Here is an 18,182-nt window from a genome sequence, read left to right as displayed (position 1 = left end):
CCTATTCAGTCAATCCTACTCTTGATACAGCATAAGAGGCAATCTTAATGGCATCAACAGGTAGCTTTAAGCTCCGAAGCTGTGGCATATTGTAAAACATATAATCGCCCACGACATTCGGCTCTGTATTAAAGCTATAGTTGGGATATTTCGCAGGAATTCCACTAGATGTAAATCCCCACATATGATAGCTATCGCCACCGCCCACAATCTGTGCTTGCTGGAGGTCAAGCTTCTGCAAAACTCTTAGTTTTCCGTGAATATAGTCAATATCAGTACCATTGATAGGCCCGCTGACAGTCAGTTCCATCACATTGGTAGCAAGCCCCAAAGCTTCCACCTTCGTCTGGAGTTCGCCTCCCGCCGTTGTCGTCACATCAAACGTCACCGGCATACCCAATGCTATAATGTTCTGCCCACGTATATTATTTTTCCCCTGATACACTGCAACCATTTCAAGAGGAACATATAGATTTATTCCTGTTTTGGGAAAGGAAAAATACTGGCCAAACGGACAAATAGAGCCTGGAAGTATAATTTTTTGCAAAGAAAAACATTGACTAAGACTGTAATTACCAATATTCTTTAAGCTCTTTCCAAAGGTCAATGTATGCAGATTGTAGCAGCATGAGAAAGCATACATATCAACATTCTGTAATGAATCTCCGAAAGTTAACTCCTGCACGCTTGTAGCAAACTTAAAAGCGTTGCTCTCAACTCGCGTTATACGCTCTAAGTTTTTCACATTAGTCAGAGCCTTACATGAATAGAACGCTTCGGAAGTAATGGTGCGAAGTCCATTCCCAAACTCAACAGTCTTCAAACTATCGCAGCTCTGAAAGGCTTTGCTTCCCATGTAACTCAAGGCATCGTTCATTTTTACTTGCCGCAAGTTTTTACAATTAGAGAAAGCCGACATACCTATAGTTTTCACCATTGGAGGCATGATGACCTGCATGATGGAAGAATTATTGAACGCATAATTTCCAATAAAGCGTAGTTTTGTTGCCTGCTCCAACTGAATATCCTTCAAGACTTTACAGTCTTGAAAAGCATTAGAAGCAATAGTGTCTAATTGGCTATTGAGAACTACTTTCTTCAGATTCCGACAGCCATAGAAGCTTTCCTTACCCAGCATATGGATTTTACTCCCCAAGGTCAACTGCCCCAAACTGGAATTAGATTTACAGGCAGATGCTCGAACTTCCGTCACGGGAAATACCTGGCCACCAGCTGCTGTCACCTCATCGGCAATCACTACTGAAGCTGTACCGTCATCTACTGCATACTGGGCAACACCAATAAAAGAAGCTTGCCCGGTCGTAGTATTGCAATAATACCTCAGTAGATTACCATTAGCATCAGATACTTGTACATAATTATTTTGGGCATGGAGCGAACCTGCTGAAAAAAACAGCGTCAACCCCAACAACCCATATAAAATAGAGTAAATTGGTTTCATAATATAGTAAAATGTTATGGTTAAAAACTCGCCAGTCACCTGGCTTTTCCGATGACTCTCTGGATATCAGTCATCGCTCCAAGAGTCTTCATTCCACGTCCAACGGCGTGTGTCAGCAGGTGGATTACCGCCTTCGCTGGCATTACCGCCCCCTGGTAACTTTCCACCTCCGACGGAGCCATCTAAAAGCAGACTCTTTTCTAAAACTATGTCCTGCCATTTGGACAAAGGTTTAAGGTAACTTCTTTTTTTCATTTGCTCTTTTGTTTTTTAGATTTTATAGTTTTCATCTTTTATGTTCGTCAATAGTATATCCTGTCTTACCTTAAAAGCTTGGTTATAATCGGTTTTTGCGAAAAAGTCAAAACAGCATACAATATGGACTACTTGGCAAATATAAAGAAATGCATAAGAACTTACCACTTTTTTTTACTTTTCCTCTCTTTTTCATCATTTTATTCCCAACTAAAGTAAAAAAAAGGGCAAAAGAGCACACAAAGCACTAAGAAAAACACAGAGGAAAAAGTTACTGCTGGAGGCCATCATGCCAAGAAAAAGGGATACCCCCATTTGAAGGAGCATCCCTTTAGTTTTATCTAGCCGAAAAATAAGGTTCGGCAGATGAGTAGGTTGGAAATTCAGTTTAGAACATATACTGAACGCGGGCCTGAAGCACATTGACGTTCTTTTTCTCAAGATCGAAGTTCTTCACCGTCACATAGTGATAGTTCAAACGGAAGGTGACGTGCTTGTTCAAGAAGTAGGAAAGACCTGCGCTGATGTCGCTCATACGGCCAGCCTTGGAAAGGTCAACGCTTGGCATGCCAGCAGCAATAGCTGCCTGATTCTTTGCATAAGCATCGCCATCGCGGAGATTCAGATAACCATAGCCGAGCATCAATTCGAGGTTGTTATTAGAAGGATTGTCAACGCCAGAGCCAGCAAAGTTGTACTTGTAGTTACCTGGGTTCACAATGATACCACGTGCTGAAACGTAGAAACCATCCGTATCGTAGCTATTACCGTCTTCGCGAGCAATGTGCGACCAATAGTACTGGCTGGAGAGCTGGAAGTTGCGGTAGATACCTTGGAACTCAGCTGTAAATTTATTCTCCCAACGTGCATCTGTGAGAGTCAGCCCCGTTGCCACGGTCTTATCCACTACGGTGAGATAGCGTTTGTTGTAAGCAATGGCAGCATGTTTGCCCTTAGAGGTAGCCTCAGCTTGCACACGGTTCCAAGAGAAACCTACATGGAAGCCATAATCCTGAGTCATGATAGGACGCCAAACGCCACGAGCAGCCAACGTGTAGCCCTGACGACCACTCTTGTCGGTACTCTTTGTCAGTGCAGAATTGTCGGCAAACACACCATACTGTCCCCAGAAAGGCTTGTTATAAATAGTGTGCATCACACCAAGGCGGCGGCCCACTTGATACACGTTTCCTTCTGGCTCGTCCATGTATTCTTTCTTAGCAGAGCTGTAAGCAGAAGAGAGACCGAAGGGCACGGTGTAGTAACCGGCACGAAGGAAGTTATTCTTCTGGAAACTATACTGTAAATAAGTATCCTTGAGCGTAAATATCCTTATTGCGTTTGAAAATACAATAAGGATGTCAGCTGACAGAATAAGGCTGTCGGCCGACGCGCTTATTGTATTTCTCCCCTACGCATAGCTGTGCATACCGCCGAGGATATAGTTCACGCCAAAATAGGTCATCACGATGCTGAGGAAAGCCACGAGCATATAGAGGTGGTAGACCATGGGGCGGCGGAAGGTGGGCAGACTCTGCGTGTGGAGCACAACGGCATAAATCATAAAAGTGATGAGTGCCCACGTTTCCTTGGGGTCCCAACTCCAATAAGCCCCCCAACTGATATTGGCCCAAATGGCACCGATGAAGATGCCCAGCCCCATGGTGGTGATAGAGGGATAGAGGAAAAGGCGGCTCAACACCTGCAAGGCTTCTAAGCGTTCGTCGCGCAAATCGCGCTCAGCCTTCGAGATGGCCTTACGCATCAAGAAATGGATGAGAACGGCCGTGAGCGCACAGATGAAAGTGAGCGACAGCAGTGCGTAGCTCATCATGATGATGCTCACATGAATCGAGAGCAGCGGCGAATTGAGCACGGGCATCATAGGGCCAATGGCGGGGTCCATCTGACTGATATGGCTCACCAAGAGGAAGAAACCGCTCAGCAAGAAACCAAAGACGAGGACAATACGAGCTTTGCGATAGGCCACGATGCTCAACAATTCCACAAACCATGCCACAGAGAGCATCGACTCATAGCCGTTGCTCAACGGCACATTGCCGGAAACAATCCAGCGAAGAGCCAGGCTGAAAGTAAGCGTCAAGAACGACACGCCTAAGAGCGCGAGCAGCACATAGTCGGTCTTGCGCGATAGAGCCTTGCCGTCATTTCGCATCAAGCGGCGAATGGTCAAGAACAAGGCCAGAAAACCCAGCGCGAGGTTCGCCATGGCCAAGATGGTGGCGAAAGGTACTACGTTGTAGATGCGCTCGGCCTCTACCTGCATGGGTGTGGGCAGACTCTGGCCTGCATTCTGCTGCTGATAGGAGAGCATTTTGTCGAGCACGTGGTTAGCACTCGACACATCGCCCGAAACAATCTGATCGTAGAGCAAAGGGAAAGCGTTGCGGAAGAAAAGAATGTTCATCTGCCCCAGAGAGGATGGCAGACTATCAGCAGGACTATACCAGATAGTGTTAGCTCCCGCCGTGTGGGGGAAGATGGTGAGCGCACTACCCTCTTGCAAGAACATACACACTTGCAGTTTGGCGTCCATCTCAGCGCAGGCTTTATGGAGGGCATCGGTCTGCCCCTCGGCATACTCATGGGCGTAAGGGCCCAGTATGTAGTTGCCATCGCGGAAGAAGGAATGCACACTCTCATAGTCCGACAATCCAAAATGTTCGCGCAGCTCGCTGCTCTTCACGCGAATGATATGCTCGTTGCGCCATTCGCGGGGGAAGAAAATCCAGCTTGTCAGCACCTGTTCGGGTGTGAGTCCTTCATAGGTACGCTTGCCGTAGAGCTTCTTCACATAATCGCAAGCAAAGGTCTGAACGGGACAAATGCGGTTGTTGTAGTTGATGAAAAGTCGGCCAAACTTATCGGCAGTAGCACGGTCCACCGTGGTGGCTGCCTGGCTCGCAGCGGGCAGGAACGAGGAGAAAGCCACCAGCACAAACATGAGCGCGCCCTTGCGAAGCAGCGGACTCTTGAGAAGGCGGCGGAAAGTGGCCTTCGGCTCAAGGAGCAACCAGAGCAGAGAGAAGAAAAGGAGCGCATACCCTATATAAGTGACGGGCAGCCCCCAAGGGTCGCTGTTCACACTGAGGTAGCTCCCGCGCTCATCGGTGTCGTAGCTGGCTTGATAGAAACGCACGCCGCGATAAGTGTACACTTTGTTCATTGACACTTGTGCGGGCTGATTCTTCGCCCCATCAATAATGACGAAGTTCGTTACATAGTCCGTAGGCGCAAGCGTTCCGGCGGTATTGACCACTTGGAAGCGGTCGAGCCTCACGTAGAAAGGCAGCGTGTGGTGCTCTGTGTCGGTCATCGACGTCATCACGGAATACTGGTTCGTAGGTTGGTCGCCGCGCAGGTGTACCGTGCCTTTGAACGAAGTGACATGGGTGAGCCACGCGCCCAATAGAATCACGACGAAGGAGAGGTGGAGCAAGAGCAAGCCCCACTGCTTCAGTCGGCGTTGCACTATATAGGTAATGCCAGCAGCAGTGAGCAAAGCCCACAAAAGGCTAAACCACCAGCTACCATAGAAGTGCTGATTCACAAAAGTGGTGTCGTAGGTATTTTCAATGATTGTAATGGCAGCTAACAACACTACTATCAGCACATAGAGAGTTATAACTATTTTCTTCAGCATCTCGCGCTATGTTATTTAGATATTGTTTCCACTGTCCTCTCTTAACGCGCCAACAGCAAAAAAATTGTTTCCTCCAGCTTATTCAGAAACACTACGCGCACGCTAAGGAAGCGTATCGTCAGGACAGCAGAACTCCGAAACTCTCTCCCATCAAAACGAGAAGAGGAGTTTCGGAGTTTTTAAGAGTTAGCTAAATTAGATAGCATTGATAAATGCTACAACGGCTTCGCGGTCACTCTTCGACAAACGATAGAACTTCTGCGAAGCAGCGTAAGCATCGCTTTCTTTGCTATATCCGTGCCACATGATGGCTTCTATAACATTCTTAGCACGACAGTCGTGGAGGCGTGAACCTTCACCCGTTTCTTGCGTGGAAAGACCACGCCCCCAGAGCGGAGTAGTACGGCACCAACCAGCGCGAATATCGTTGACCATGTGGAGCTTGTGCTGAACCAAGTCGGTATAAGGCCAGATCACCGTATCATCGTAAGTGGGGAACTTAGCGTTAGGATGTGTAGCCATATAAGCCTTGCTGGCGTTGTCAATCCAGATGTTGTCCTTCTTGATAGTCCAAGAAGGGCGGTGGCAGTTCGTACAGCCCATCTGATAGAAGAGCTTCTTACCACGCTGCACTTCGGGATTGTCCAAATTACGTGCCTTGGGCACACCGAGACCACGGTGCCAAACACCGAAAGCATAGAAGTCCTCATCGGTCATCTCTTCGCGACCGTTCCAAGGTGCTGCATTAACGATATACTTCTCATAGTCGGCGCGCATTTCAGGCGTATTTCTGTTCAGTCCGAGGAGCTTGTTGACAAGCGTCTTGATACTGTCTGTTGAACCGTCGCCATAGTAGGGATGAAGCAGAGAGGAGAAGCTACCGCCTTCCTTCTTGATGCTTTCAATTACATCGGCATCCTCGCTCATGGCCTTAGCCCAAGCAGCGGTAGTGTAGAGGTAGTGACGATCGGAACGGGTCACATTGGTGATGTTCCATATTGCATTACCACCAGGGCCATCGAGCAATGTGGCGCGTGTCATACCGTAGGTAAACTTCTTAATACGCTTCTGACCATCTGCCAGTTTGTACCAAGCGGTAGTAGCCCAGTCGTTAGTAGCGTGATCCCACATGCCGGGGTTCAGCTTTGCGAAGCGAGCCTCGCGCTGGTACTGAACGCGCATAGAGTCCTGACTGATGGCGTCGATAAGGCCTGTACCGTACATACCGATAGTGGACTCGAGGCGCACCTCATAGTTAGTAGGCAGCGGTTTTGTATTGAAGGCCGATTGGGCTATTTGCACATCAGGATAAGAGAGTTCGTAAGTTTCGCCATCGGGAAACTTATTGCCGTGTTCATCCGTTGCATTCTTCCACGTAATAGTGATACCCTTCTCGTCAACAGGTGCTTTGAAGGGGTGCATAGCCTGAGTTTGCGGCATACCCGTTACTTCGGTGATGTAAGAGTTTGCAGCATAGGGTTTGCCGTTTCCGTCGACGCCTGCCGTTGGGTGATAAATCACGAGCAAGTAGCCGTTGCCCATCTTGTTAGCGCGGTACTCTGTTTGACGCTTACCGTGACCGTAAGAAGGGTGACAAAATTCGCAACCGGTACGAACCCAAGCAGGACCAAGTCCCCAGAACGGACGCGTAAAGAGGTTGGCGTTGTGCTCAAAGAAGTTCTCGCCATTCTTAAACGTGAGATCCAAACCTGCCAGTTCAACAGCGGGAGCGGGATTTGAATAGCAACCTTGCTCATTACTGGTGGTTCCTTTCTCACCTCCCGGTAGCCATTCGGCTTGTGAGAACACGGCGAGGGAATCCTTGTGATAAGAAGGTCCTACAGGCGTGTCGGTATTGTCCGTACAGGATGCAGCGGACAATGCAGCGATACCCATCAACAAGTAAGATGATAAATTTCTCATTGTATGTTGTTTTAGCCGCGAACTCCCACCTACCCCGTTTAGGGTAGATGGGTGTTTGCTTTCAGTTGTTAAATGATTCGTTGTCGTTTACTTTTTCTTCTGCTGGATAAATTCGTCAGCTTCTTGGATAGCCTTTGTCAGCTCATCGCAAGCATTGATAGCTGCCAGCACTTGAGCATTCTTGTAGTTGGTCACGAACGGAGCGGGACAAGCTTTGATCTTTGCCTGTGCATCGTTGATAGCTTTCTGCACCTTTGCGCCCAGTTTGGGGTTGTACTTCTTAAAGTAGCTTGCGAAGGACATAGTGCTGCGCTTGCTGGCATCATAACCGCCGTTCCATACATTATTCAGACTCTCGATGTTGTCCCAGAAGTCGGTCAGCGAGTTGTGGGAGAAAGGAGACTCTATATAGTTAGGGTCGGATTCCTTGTTCTCATCGTTCGTGCCGAGACCATAGGGTTTACCCATCTTAGTCTGACCTACCTCGTCAATGATACCTACACAGCCGTGGTCACCACTGAGGATGGCGGACACTGCACCTTTGATAGAGGTGTAGAGACTACCTGGCTGGCCTGCTTTCTTCATGTTTTCGCCATAAGTGATAGTAGAGCTAGGCATCGTAGTCTTTCTCTCCTGTGCTTCGAGGGCTTTCTTGTGAGCTTCCGTACCGCCAGCCCAGCACACTTCCAGTTCGAAGATTGAATACTTCAGGTCGCCAGAAACAGCCACTGAATACTTCAGCTCATCGAGTGCGCTGATGTCCGTGAAGTCAACGCCATCGTTGAAGTTGTCATTACCGCTGGTGAAAGATGCCACCTTACGGGGCGCACCGTCGCGGAAGATAACGAACTCTACAGCGTGGAAACCGAGGAGGTTCTGGTTGAGGTTGTTGTGGGCATACTCGATGTTGGCTTCGTCATCAGAGGTAGTGATGTTCTTCAGCAGGTTGGGGCTTGACAGGAGGTTGTGGAGAGCCGTCAGGTCAAGGGGCCAAGTGTCGATGTGCGGGTCGATGTTGTAGTCGCTGGCAGCACCGAGCAAGAAGGCTTCGCTCTTCTCATAGTCGGCACGCGTAGCTTTCCAGCTCTCACAAGCCTTGTCCACCATAGCTTGGGTGGCCGTACCCTTCTCCACTGCATCGCGGAGAGCTTTCATATGCTCATAGAAAGTCTCTGCATTGCGAGCCATGCTGGCATAGGTGGGATTGATCGTGTTGTCCACGTAAGAACCGAGCACCTTTTGCAGATACATTTCTTCCTCAGTAAGCGTCTGAGTGTGATCGGGATCATCGCTACTGCAAGAATTGAAACCGAGAACGGTTGCGCTAGCTGCTGCGAACAGCAAAGCATACATGAAAATCTTTTTCATTGTTGTGTTATATAAAAGAATTGTTTGTCTGTTGGAATATCACGCGTTCATTAGAGGAAGAAGCCCTCGTAAGCAACGCCGAAATTGAGGCTTGGCTCATTGTTATAGGGCGACTTGAACATACGCACGCCGTAGTCGGCCTTGATAACGATTTGCGGCAACGGATAGTAGTTGAAACCAAAGGTCAGCTTGTTTCTTTCCTCATAGGGATAAGGTGCTTGACGATGGTCGCGGATGTAGGGGTTATAGTAGTCGTAACGACCGAATACATATAGTTTTTTCTCGTTAGCACGCAGTTTGTCGAAGCGCGAGAAGAGGTCGTAGCCAGCTTCAACACCGAGGGCCACAGCGTTCTTACCTACTTCCGAAGAACTGTAAGGGCTAGTCTTTGTGCTACGTCCTGAGAGGGTTTTCACGAAATAGGCATCGGCGAGATGTCCATAAGTGGCCTGAGCGCGCACAATCCAGTTGTATTTATTCAGCGTAAAGTCAACGCTACCTATCGTAACAGCGCCTTTGAGTTTCTCATTGGCATCGTTCATCAGCGTATTATTGATGGAGTGGCCATAGTAGCCGCTCACACCTAAGCGCATACCTGGCATCGCATACCAGTCGAGGCGTGCTGCCACAGCATATTTGCTGGCAGGAGAGAATTCGAACGCGCTGTGAGGACCTTTCTTAATCCAGCCATCACGGTCGAACTGCATCGCGTCAAGTCCCTCGAGGAACTGCACTTCATATTTGAAGTTGCGAAAGTGTCCCCAGAGGCTCACTCCCGTCTGGTGCCATGTGGAGGGCAGGATAGTGTTTTCGCCTTCTGGACGATAGACGGTAAAGAAATTGAGCGGTTCGTGGTGGCTGTTGTTAAGGCCAACGGGCACTACGATATGTCCGGCGCGGAGGTTGAAAGCACGAGAGAAGGATTTCTGCAACCAGAACTGCTCCAGCTCCACTTCGCCGCCTTTCTCGGTCTCTACTTCCCATTCGCCACCTTCTTCGTATTCGCGCTCGTAAGCCGAACCCGTACCGCCATGTTCAAACTCGATTTCTGTACCCATGCTCCAGCCTTTACCGAAGTCGTAGCCCAAATAAACTACAACGTGAGGCAAATCGAAACGTCCGTGACTCTTGCCATTCTTGTATTTCGCAGGATTGGCATAACGATAAACATTGTCACTATAAAAGTTGCGGGAATAAGCCACTTCACCGTATCCGCCAACACTCAAGCGATTCCCCTTCACATGATTCATCACTGAATCGGCAGCATTGACTTGAGCCGAGATAGTCATACTCATACTCAAACCCAAGACGCCTAAAACGAGTTTTAACTTTTCGTTCTTCATCATAAATAATTGTCTGATTACTATTATCGTATATTGAAATCTCGTCCAGACTTGAGCGAGTATCGAATACCATTATATTTTCAGTACAAAAGAACAAAAACGCCTTACCATACCCAATGCCCTAAAAAAGGTAAATAAAGACTAAGAAGCTGGAAAATACAGATATTCTTCCACAAAAACGGAGTCTACACAAAGCCACAGCATAAGGAAACACCTCTTTATAATCACCTCCAAAAATATCCTTATTGCGTTTGAAAATACAATAAGGATGTCAGCTGACACAATAAGGCTACCAGCTGACGCCCTTATTGTATTTACGGCCTTTCTTCATCGCACAGAAAAGGGCAGAAACAGAAAATTCCTCACTTTCGGCTTTTCATCGTATCTTTGCAGTATGGAACTACAAGAACAATTGCGCCAAATCAAGCGCGCACTCCATTCGATGATGAACGGCCCTGTTTCGCAAGCCATGCGCAACAAGGGCTTGACCTATAAAGTAAACTTCGGCGTAGAAAAACCGCGTTTGGAAGAATTTTCCCATGAACTGCCTAAGACTTACGAGCTGGCGGCGGCTCTGTGGAAAGAGAACATTCGCGAATGTCGATTGCTGGCTGGCATGCTGATGCCGGTAGCGGATTTCCCTGCCGACCTTGCGGATGTTTGGGTGGAACAAATCCTCTTCCCCGAGGAGGCTGACAATTTGGTGTTCTATCTACTCTCACGCACTTCCTATGCTTCGGAACGCGCCTTCGTATGGCTGGCCGACGAACGCCCTATGTTCCGCTATGTGGGCTACCAGCTGCTGGGCCGCCTCTTTACCGAAAAGAAAGTGCCCAATCGCCGAGATATGCTGGAATACCTCGACCACACCACCACCGACCTCCGCGCGGACAACACAATGGTGAAGCAAGCTGCCTGGCGCAGCCTGATGAAATTTATGGACTTAGGCATCGGTCAAGAACGCTTGGGAAACCAGGTGTTGGAGAGTGTGGGAATGTAAGAACACTATCCTATCGAAAGTCCCCCTTCTCTTCTCTCACGAGGAGAAGAACTCAGATTTTCCAAACAACAACAAAATCCCTACTCCAATTTGGAGCAGGGATTTTTTAGAAGGTGGAAGCGGTGATTTGCAGGACTGAACAAACCAGCCAAACAAATCCGTCACTTCCGAGAACTCAACGAATGCGAGCGGGCTTTATGGGCTTTATCGGCCGCTTTGGCATATAGAGTTTCACGGGCTTGGCATCTGTGCCCCACTTAGTGGGAGTGGCGCTCATCTCTATTTCCAATACGCCGCCCTCCATGAGTTGCTGGTGGGTGAAGAAAGGCGTCGTGAGAACAACTCCATTGAGGCGCGCGCGGCGAATGTATTTGTTCTGACGGCTGTTGCCGATGGTGCGCACTGTGAACTTGCGATTATTGGGCAGAGAGATGGAAACTTCGCCGAAGATGGGGCGACTGATGGTGTAGACTGGGCGGCCGGGGCAGAACTGGTAGAAGCCCATCGCGTTGAGTAGGTACCAGGCCGACATCTGGCCGCAATCCTCGTTGCCACTTAGGCCGTTCGGGCCGGCATAATACAGGCCGTAGAGGATACTATCACAGAGTTCTTGGGTGCGCCAAGGTGCACGCATATAATTATATAGGAATATAGTGCCATGTCCGGGTTCGTTGCCGTGGGCATACTGGCCAATCATGCCGCTAATATCTGGGCTGACATTGTCGCCTATCATCTGGCTGGACATCGTAAAGAGCGAATCGAGCTTATGGAGCATCTTCTTGCGCCCGCCAAAGAGGGAGGCGAGTCCTTCAGGGTCCTGCGGCACGAACCAAGTCCACTGCCACGCTGTGCCCTCCGTATAATCGTCCATGCGGTGCGTACTGCTCACGGGATTGAATGGTGTGCGCCAATTTCCCTGTGAGTCCTTACCGCGCATGAAGCCTGTTTTAGCATCGAAGTATTGACGATAAGCCTGTCCGAACTGCTGATAGCGGCGCGCATTGGCCGTGTCGCCCACAGCCTCAGCGAGCTGACTGATACACCAATCGTTGTAAGCAAATTCCAAGGCGCGTGCCACGCTCTCACTGGCTTTGTCGAACGGTATGTAGGCTTGCGTATTCTTATAGTATTTGGCCGAAGGTTCGATTTCCTCCATCTTCCAACGCGGGAATACGGAAGCGATGCCCGTGGTGTCGTACTCGGCGCAGCGCAACGCATGGCGGTAGGCGCGCTGAAGGTTGAAATTGTGGTAGCCCTTTGTGTACATATCGGCCACGAGGGACACGTAGTGGTAGCCAATCATGCAAGCCGTCTCGTTGCCTGCCAGCTCCCACTTTGGCACTATTCCCAGCTCGTCGCCCTTGCGGATAAGGCTGCGGATGTAGGCTTCATTGCGCGCGGGGTCGATGATGCTGATGAGCGGATGCAAGGCGCGGTGAGTGTCCCATAAGGAGAATACCGTGTACATCGGATCGTCCTGCAATCCTTGACGCACTTTCAAATCCATACCCAAATAGCGACCGTCGACATCACTGAAGAGCATCGGTTCTAATTGGGCGTGATAAAGAGCCGTATAGAAAATTTGGCGAACAGAATCGGCATTGCCTGCCATATCATTGATCTGTATTTTGCTCAATTCGTCGTTCCAGAGCGCACGTGCAGCAGCGCACGTTCCCTCGAAGTCCCAACCGGGCTGCTCAGAGCGCAGATTGTTGAGCGCGCCGTTACTGTCGACATAAGAGAGAGCCACGCGGCAGAACAACTGCTGCGTATTGGTCGGTACTTCCTTGAAATGGAGCACCAACTTGCAGCAAGGATAGTCGCGGTTAGCATCGTGCACCGTGTCGCGTACTACTTCGTAGGTGAAAGGCTGCGAAAATTCAAACACGCCAAAGATAGGCTGATTATAGGCCCAACCCAACGAGCGGTGGAATACGCGCATCGTGCGGTCGTCCAATTGCTCGTAGTCAAACTCCAGCATATATTGATTCTGGTTGTTATAGTCGAGGTCGAGGATCATACCTGCGTTCTTCCCTTCGGGGTAGGTAAAGCGGTACAGAGCCGTGCGCTCCGTGGATGTTATCTCAGTTTTGATTCCGTAACGTTGGAGAAACACGGAATAGTAGCCAGGCGTTGCTATTTCCTCCTGATGGCTAAATTCAGAAGCAAAAGGACAGCGATATTTTCCGCCTTTCTCGCCCACATGAGCCAAGTCGGCCTTGCCGGTGAAAGGCATCAGCAGAAAATCAGCAAGGTCGGCGCAACCCGTACCACTCAAGCGCGTTTGGGAAAAGCCATTGATGGTTTTGTCTTCATAGTAGTAGCCCGAACAAGCATCCCAGCCATGATGCCGCGTGTCAGGCCCCGGCTGAATCATACCATGCGGAACGACGGCTGCGGGGTGAGTATGGCCGTGTCCGCCCGTACCGATAAACGGATTGACATAGGAAGCCAAATCGACTGTCTGACTCATCGCTGCACCACTCAAAGCGGCAGCAAAAAAGGCTAAAGCTATTTTTTTCATAATCTTGGGATTTTCTTCGCCCCAAAGATAAGGATATTTTTCACTTTCTATCCGCCCTTCTCCGTTTTTAATATATCTCGCAAAACAAAGCTCACCTACAAGAAGAGAAAAGAAGAAAATCAAGTTTTGCAAATTATGGTAACTAAAACAAAGTATTTTTCCCACTCTTTTATTAAAAAAGATTACTGAAGTTTGCAGCCTTCAAAAAAAAGATTTAGTTTCGCTCCATCAATCCGACAGACTTCTGTCTGCCTAAAGCTAAGAAACAGCTCATTAAATTTTTATCATCTAAACATACGCTTATGAAAAGAACTTTACTCCTTTCGGCTCTCGCAGCCTTCGCCCTTACATCTTCGGCTCAGACTCAGCTCCACGAGGTGAGCCTTAGTGGCCGCAACGCAGTGACAACTCTGTCGCTCAACCAGAAAGCTGTGAAAAAAGCAAGAAAGGCTCTCCAAGCCAACAAAGTGGGCGTTCGCATCACTACCGTTACTCCTTCCGCTTTCTACGCACGTCCAGCGGGCTGCTTCTGGGCTGGAGCAAACAACCAGTTTAATGCCTACCAAGGCTACCTCATTGCACCGGCCAATACAGCCCTCGAATTTCAAGGCGTCATGGTGGGAGAGAAATGCAAATGGATGTACCCTGACCCTGCACAAAACCTCACTGAAGATCAACAAGATTACACTTACCTCACAAAGGATATCCATGGCGGCACAGACTCCGTGCTGACCGTTACATATCCAGCTGCTGCGCTACCCGCACCACAACTCATCAGCACGAGCAAGGTGGGTACTTCTCCACTCACAGCTAAGACAAAAGCAGATACATTCTCAGTGGGCAATGTGATTGCTTACGGTGGTCGCGCACTGCGCAGAGAAACGCTTTTCCCCTCTGTAAACTACGACGTACGCCATATGGCAGGTACTGTCAATATCAGCGACTACTTCGGCTTTAACAACGAAAAAGCTAACACCAATATCACCAAAGCTTTCAGTAAGAAATACGGCAACCAAGACCTAAAGCTGACTGCGGCCTATGAGCTCTTCAGGTTCAACAGCAACGCAACGGGTTACATCTTAGGCGGTGAAGCTATGTTCTATTCTGATGGCACGCAAGAAGTGAAGGCTTCTGATGTTGTGGTGGAACTTATTCCACTTGAAAACGGCCGTCCGGCTAACGAGCCCATGCAGGCTCAACTGACAGCCGATAAGGTAACTCTTATCCCCGCACAAGGCCAACAAGCTGCTGTTTATGTGGTTCACTTCTCGGCTAAGGAAGCCATCGCAATCAATCAGAACGTATTGCTTCGTTTGCGTCCTTCCGCAACGAGCACTCAAGCATTCAGCTTAGTACCTATAATCTCCAAAGGAATGTCTGATGGACAAACTGGCTATGGAGCTATTTCTTTCTCCTACAATGGTAAGGACTACAAAGATCTGCCTATCTCCATCAACATCTTCCAGTTTGATAACGATGGTAAATTCCATGCTTTCAACTGGGCTGTTGGTCTTGATTTGACTTACGACCAAAAAGAAGCTAATGCCTATACGGGTATCACAACGCCCAATACTGCGGTTCGCGTATCCAATGCTACTTACGACCTCCAAGGCCGTCGCGTTGAGAACCCCGCTAAGGGCCTTTACATTCAGAACGGCAAGAAAGTTTACGTGAAGTAAACCCCGCGTCGGACTATACAAAAAGAAGCCGCTGCACTCTTCAGGGAGTTGCAGCGGCTTTTGTGTTGCGAGAAGAAAGTCGGGAGTAAAACTTTTAGGGACGGCCGAAAACTTTTCTCACAAAGTTGAAATCGTTCAACCGAATATCGGCGCCGGCCATCACCACAAAGCCCGGTTGGCGCACATTGCCCAAATCGAAGTAGCGCGTTGCGGTGAGGTTCGACATATCCACGTAAGCCGTCCAGTTCTTAGCTGCCCATTTCAGTTTCAGGTCGAGAAGGGCGTGCGTGCCGTAGGGATGAAGCTGTCCCGTACTCTTGTGGTTCTCGTAGACAAGGTAGTTTCCCTCTCTGCGCTGCAAGCGCAAACTCCAGTCTGCACCCAGCTGCTTATATATATTGTGTGAGAGGCGAAGCACCAATTTGTGGCGCAGATACTCCAGTGCATAATTGGATTTGAAATAAGCTGCTCCGTCGCGGCGATGCTGATGGATATAGGCATAGCTCACAGCGAAACGCTCCAACGGCTGATGCCGTCCGAGCAACACGCGGAAGTCGGCATCCATCTGTAGGCTAACGCCCACGTTGTCAAGGTCGAACGAAGTGGCGTGGAACTTATCCGTAGGCGAACGCATCACCCAGTCGATCATGTGGCTACCACGGTTGTAGAAAGCCGAGGCCTGCGCCTTAAAGCCTTTCAGAGCGTAGTCCGCTCCCACACGGAACGAGCTATTCTCTTCGGCTTTCAAATCCTTGTTGCCCTCCTGCGTCGGACTCTTATAGTAGAGATCGGTGAACGTAGGCAATCGCATTGAGCGGTTGAAGCTGGCAAAAAGTTTGAGGCTCTGCATCGGTCGGTAAGCCACATCCACGCCCGGATAGAAACGCAGGCCGCCCCGCACGCTCGTATTGGTTTGTCCCATGATGCCCGCCGAGAAAGTCCAGCGATTCAGCACCAGCGTATGTTCCAAGAAGAGCGACGTGTTGGTGCGATGGTCGCGATGCGTGTAGAAGCTATTGCGCTGCCCGTGGACACGGACAAATTTCGATGAATCGACGGGAAGTCCGAGATTGGAACTTTGTATGTCTTCATAGCGCAACTCCACGCCGAGAAGCGTACGACCAGCGGCCCAATCTGTCCAAGCATTGAGTCCGCTATTCAAAACATTACCGCGATGGAAATTCTCGGCTTTCTTCGTGCCGCGAATCAGCTGAAAATGGTCCACATTGCGTGCCCAGCTAAGTTGCGGGGAGAGATGGATACGCCCGCTCCACTCGCCTTGCAGCGCCACCATGAAGCGGCGCGTAGCCTCCCACTGATTGGGATAGGCAGCGGAGTAGAACGTATTAGCGCCAAAGTCGTTCCACAACGCACTGGTCTGAGATTTCAGCACAAAGCGCGGCAGACGCAGGCGGCCTGTCCAAAACACTTTGTTGGTCATGTAGTCGCCATTTTCAACAGCTCCGTCCGAACGCTGCGTGGAGCGCGACAGCGTCATATCGAAACTTCCCCAATGATGAGAGGAACGCGACTCATTGCGGAACGTGCCATACGAACCGCCTTCTGTCTTCAAATAAAGAGCATCGCCCAGCGGTTTCGTCACAATATTGATGGCACCACTAAAAGCCTGCGAACCGAAGATGCGCGAAGCAGCCCCTTGCAGGATTTCAATGTGATCAATGTCGGAAACATTAACGGGAAAATCGGCCGCATTATGGCCAGTTTGAGGATTATTGATGGGAACGCCGTTCACAAGCAGCGTGATTTGGTCGAAAGTGCCTCCATCAATGCTGATGTCCGTCTGAATACCAAAACCGCCGCGCTGACGGACATCTACACCCGCGGCCAGTTTCAATACGTCGTTCACACTCGTGACCCCCGCAGCCGCAATGTCCGCGCGGCTCAACGTGGTCACCTGACGGGCTGCTACCTGAGCAGCCAGAGGAGCTCGCGAGGCCGTTACCTCGGCGCTGTTCAGCACTACGGTATCGATGCGCCCAGCTGGAATGGGGCGTACATCGGACAACGTAATGGCAGCGGAAGCCGTCGTGATTGTGGCCACACTCAGCACGCCCACCGTCACTTCTCGCTTCAGGACGGAGAAGAGCGCATAAGGCTTGCGGCTGAAGTGGTGGAACACCACCGGCTTGAGCTTCAGTTTAGTTGAATTGTTCATTTGTTTTAGAAAAAATATAGAGGACTTTCCTCTCGCGCCTGCAAAATTAACGCTTTGCCCCGAGCCAGCAAAAGAAGGGCTTACCGAATGGAGAAAAAAACAGGAAGGACTCACTTTCCCAGAGAATAAGCGAGAGCAAAGAAAGGTACATTCGCGCAAGAAGCAATCGCCATGTTGCAAAGAAACAGAACACACGCGACCAATCAGAAAAACACACATAAAAACCTATAAACAAAGCTTTTACACGCACCCACGCATAACACCCACAACCATCTCCCATCAAGGCAAAAATATCCTTATTGTGTCAGCTGACACAATAAGGCTGTCAGCTGACGCCCTTATTGTATTTGAAAATGCAATAAGGATATTTTTCACTCGCTGTAAGGGAGCTTTTAGGAGTATTTATACCGCTCTCTTCCTCTTGCCATTAACGGTATAAAGTCAGCATAGATTATCGCTTCGTCGAATAGAGAAATAAATGTCTGACATTCATCGGTTTTTCTCTGAACAGCAAGTATTTAATCATACTCTAAAGCAAAAAAATCAAATCTTTGAGGGCCGTATCAATACAATTTGAATGCCACTTAACATAAAAAACCAGATGTTAAGACCTCATATATATGTTTCGCAACATATTTTGAGTTATAAATATTATACTTAAAATGCCCCGCAGATTAGTCATAAAACGCTGTAAATCTTTATATTAAAAAGAAAAACAGATAGGTTATAGTATTAGAAAAAATAAAAAACAAAAAATACTCTATTTTTGTGGAATTCTTAAATATAAT

At 49.0% G+C, this 18,182-nt stretch carries 11 protein-coding genes; 2 read left to right on the top strand and 9 right to left on the bottom strand.

Annotation, left to right across the window (positions count from 1 at the left end; translation table 11 throughout):
- Position 1: 1 nt before the first annotated feature.
- The 7 genes from FHS60_RS04290 to FHS60_RS04260 form a co-directional block, all read right to left on the bottom strand.
- A complete protein-coding gene (locus FHS60_RS04290) occupies positions 2-1,462 on the bottom strand; it encodes a leucine-rich repeat domain-containing protein (protein WP_183695499.1) in 1,461 nt (486 codons plus the stop codon).
- A gap of 66 nt (positions 1,463-1,528) precedes the next feature.
- Positions 1,529-1,717, bottom strand: a complete 189-nt coding sequence (locus FHS60_RS04285) for a hypothetical protein (protein WP_157575251.1) — start codon at positions 1,715-1,717, stop codon at positions 1,529-1,531.
- A gap of 388 nt (positions 1,718-2,105) precedes the next feature.
- Entirely contained in the window at positions 2,106-3,047 is a 942-nt protein-coding gene (locus FHS60_RS04280) for a porin (protein ID WP_338081917.1), read from the bottom strand.
- Positions 3,048-3,128: 81 nt separating this feature from the next.
- Complete coding sequence (locus tag FHS60_RS04275; protein WP_183695496.1) at positions 3,129-5,381, bottom strand: cytochrome c biogenesis protein CcsA; 2,253 nt, start codon at positions 5,379-5,381, stop codon at positions 3,129-3,131.
- Positions 5,382-5,576: 195 nt separating this feature from the next.
- A complete protein-coding gene (locus FHS60_RS04270) occupies positions 5,577-7,304 on the bottom strand; it encodes a di-heme oxidoredictase family protein (protein ID WP_183695483.1) in 1,728 nt (575 codons plus the stop codon).
- Positions 7,305-7,391: 87 nt separating this feature from the next.
- Positions 7,392-8,672 (bottom strand): imelysin family protein, encoded by a 1,281-nt coding sequence (locus tag FHS60_RS04265; RefSeq protein WP_183695480.1) that lies wholly within the window; start codon positions 8,670-8,672, stop codon positions 7,392-7,394.
- A gap of 50 nt (positions 8,673-8,722) precedes the next feature.
- Complete coding sequence (locus FHS60_RS04260) at positions 8,723-10,015, bottom strand: TonB-dependent receptor (protein ID WP_183695746.1); 1,293 nt, start codon at positions 10,013-10,015, stop codon at positions 8,723-8,725.
- Between the two features lie 394 nt (positions 10,016-10,409).
- Here FHS60_RS04260 and FHS60_RS04255 point away from each other — a divergent pair, with 394 nt between their 5' ends.
- On the top strand, positions 10,410-11,015 hold the full coding sequence (locus tag FHS60_RS04255; protein WP_183695476.1) for a DNA alkylation repair protein: 606 nt from the start codon (positions 10,410-10,412) through the stop codon (positions 11,013-11,015).
- 175 nt (positions 11,016-11,190) lie between these two features.
- Here the strand turns inward: FHS60_RS04255 and FHS60_RS04250 are convergent, their stop codons facing one another.
- Positions 11,191-13,539 carry a GH92 family glycosyl hydrolase gene (locus FHS60_RS04250; protein WP_183695473.1) on the bottom strand — a complete coding sequence of 783 codons (2,349 nt, stop codon included), beginning with the start codon at positions 13,537-13,539 and terminating at the stop codon, positions 11,191-11,193.
- 302 nt (positions 13,540-13,841) lie between these two features.
- On the opposite strand from FHS60_RS04250, the gene FHS60_RS04245 reads away from it, so the two are divergent.
- A complete protein-coding gene (locus FHS60_RS04245; protein ID WP_183695470.1) occupies positions 13,842-15,218 on the top strand; it encodes a hypothetical protein in 1,377 nt (458 codons plus the stop codon).
- Positions 15,219-15,312: 94 nt separating this feature from the next.
- Here the strand turns inward: FHS60_RS04245 and FHS60_RS04240 are convergent, their stop codons facing one another.
- The gene (locus FHS60_RS04240; RefSeq protein WP_183695467.1) at positions 15,313-17,394 is read right to left on the bottom strand and encodes a TonB-dependent receptor domain-containing protein; all 2,082 of its coding nucleotides are present in this window, start codon (positions 17,392-17,394) and stop codon (positions 15,313-15,315) included.
- Between the last annotated feature and the right edge of the window lie 788 nt (positions 17,395-18,182).

Source organism: Alloprevotella rava (assembly GCF_014195585.1).
Classification (GTDB): Bacteria; Bacteroidota; Bacteroidia; order Bacteroidales; family Bacteroidaceae; genus Alloprevotella; species Alloprevotella rava.
Note: the sequence above shows the minus strand (reverse complement) of the source record. Positions and strands in the feature narration are given on the sequence as shown.

Coding starts and splice junctions, on each gene's coding strand:
- FHS60_RS04240 (WP_183695467.1), bottom strand. CDS start 17,394: ATGAACAATTCAACTAAACTGAAGCTCAAGCCGGTGGTGTTCCACCAC.
- FHS60_RS04250 (WP_183695473.1), bottom strand. CDS start 13,539: ATGAAAAAAATAGCTTTAGCCTTTTTTGCTGCCGCTTTGAGTGGTGCA.
- FHS60_RS04275 (WP_183695496.1), bottom strand. CDS start 5,381: ATGCTGAAGAAAATAGTTATAACTCTCTATGTGCTGATAGTAGTGTTG.
- FHS60_RS04265 (WP_183695480.1), bottom strand. CDS start 8,672: ATGAAAAAGATTTTCATGTATGCTTTGCTGTTCGCAGCAGCTAGCGCA.
- FHS60_RS04245 (WP_183695470.1), top strand. CDS start 13,842: ATGAAAAGAACTTTACTCCTTTCGGCTCTCGCAGCCTTCGCCCTTACA.
- FHS60_RS04270 (WP_183695483.1), bottom strand. CDS start 7,304: ATGAGAAATTTATCATCTTACTTGTTGATGGGTATCGCTGCATTGTCC.
- FHS60_RS04260 (WP_183695746.1), bottom strand. CDS start 10,015: ATGAAGAACGAAAAGTTAAAACTCGTTTTAGGCGTCTTGGGTTTGAGT.
- FHS60_RS04285 (WP_157575251.1), bottom strand. CDS start 1,717: ATGAAAAAAAGAAGTTACCTTAAACCTTTGTCCAAATGGCAGGACATA.
- FHS60_RS04290 (WP_183695499.1), bottom strand. CDS start 1,462: ATGAAACCAATTTACTCTATTTTATATGGGTTGTTGGGGTTGACGCTG.
- FHS60_RS04255 (WP_183695476.1), top strand. CDS start 10,410: ATGGAACTACAAGAACAATTGCGCCAAATCAAGCGCGCACTCCATTCG.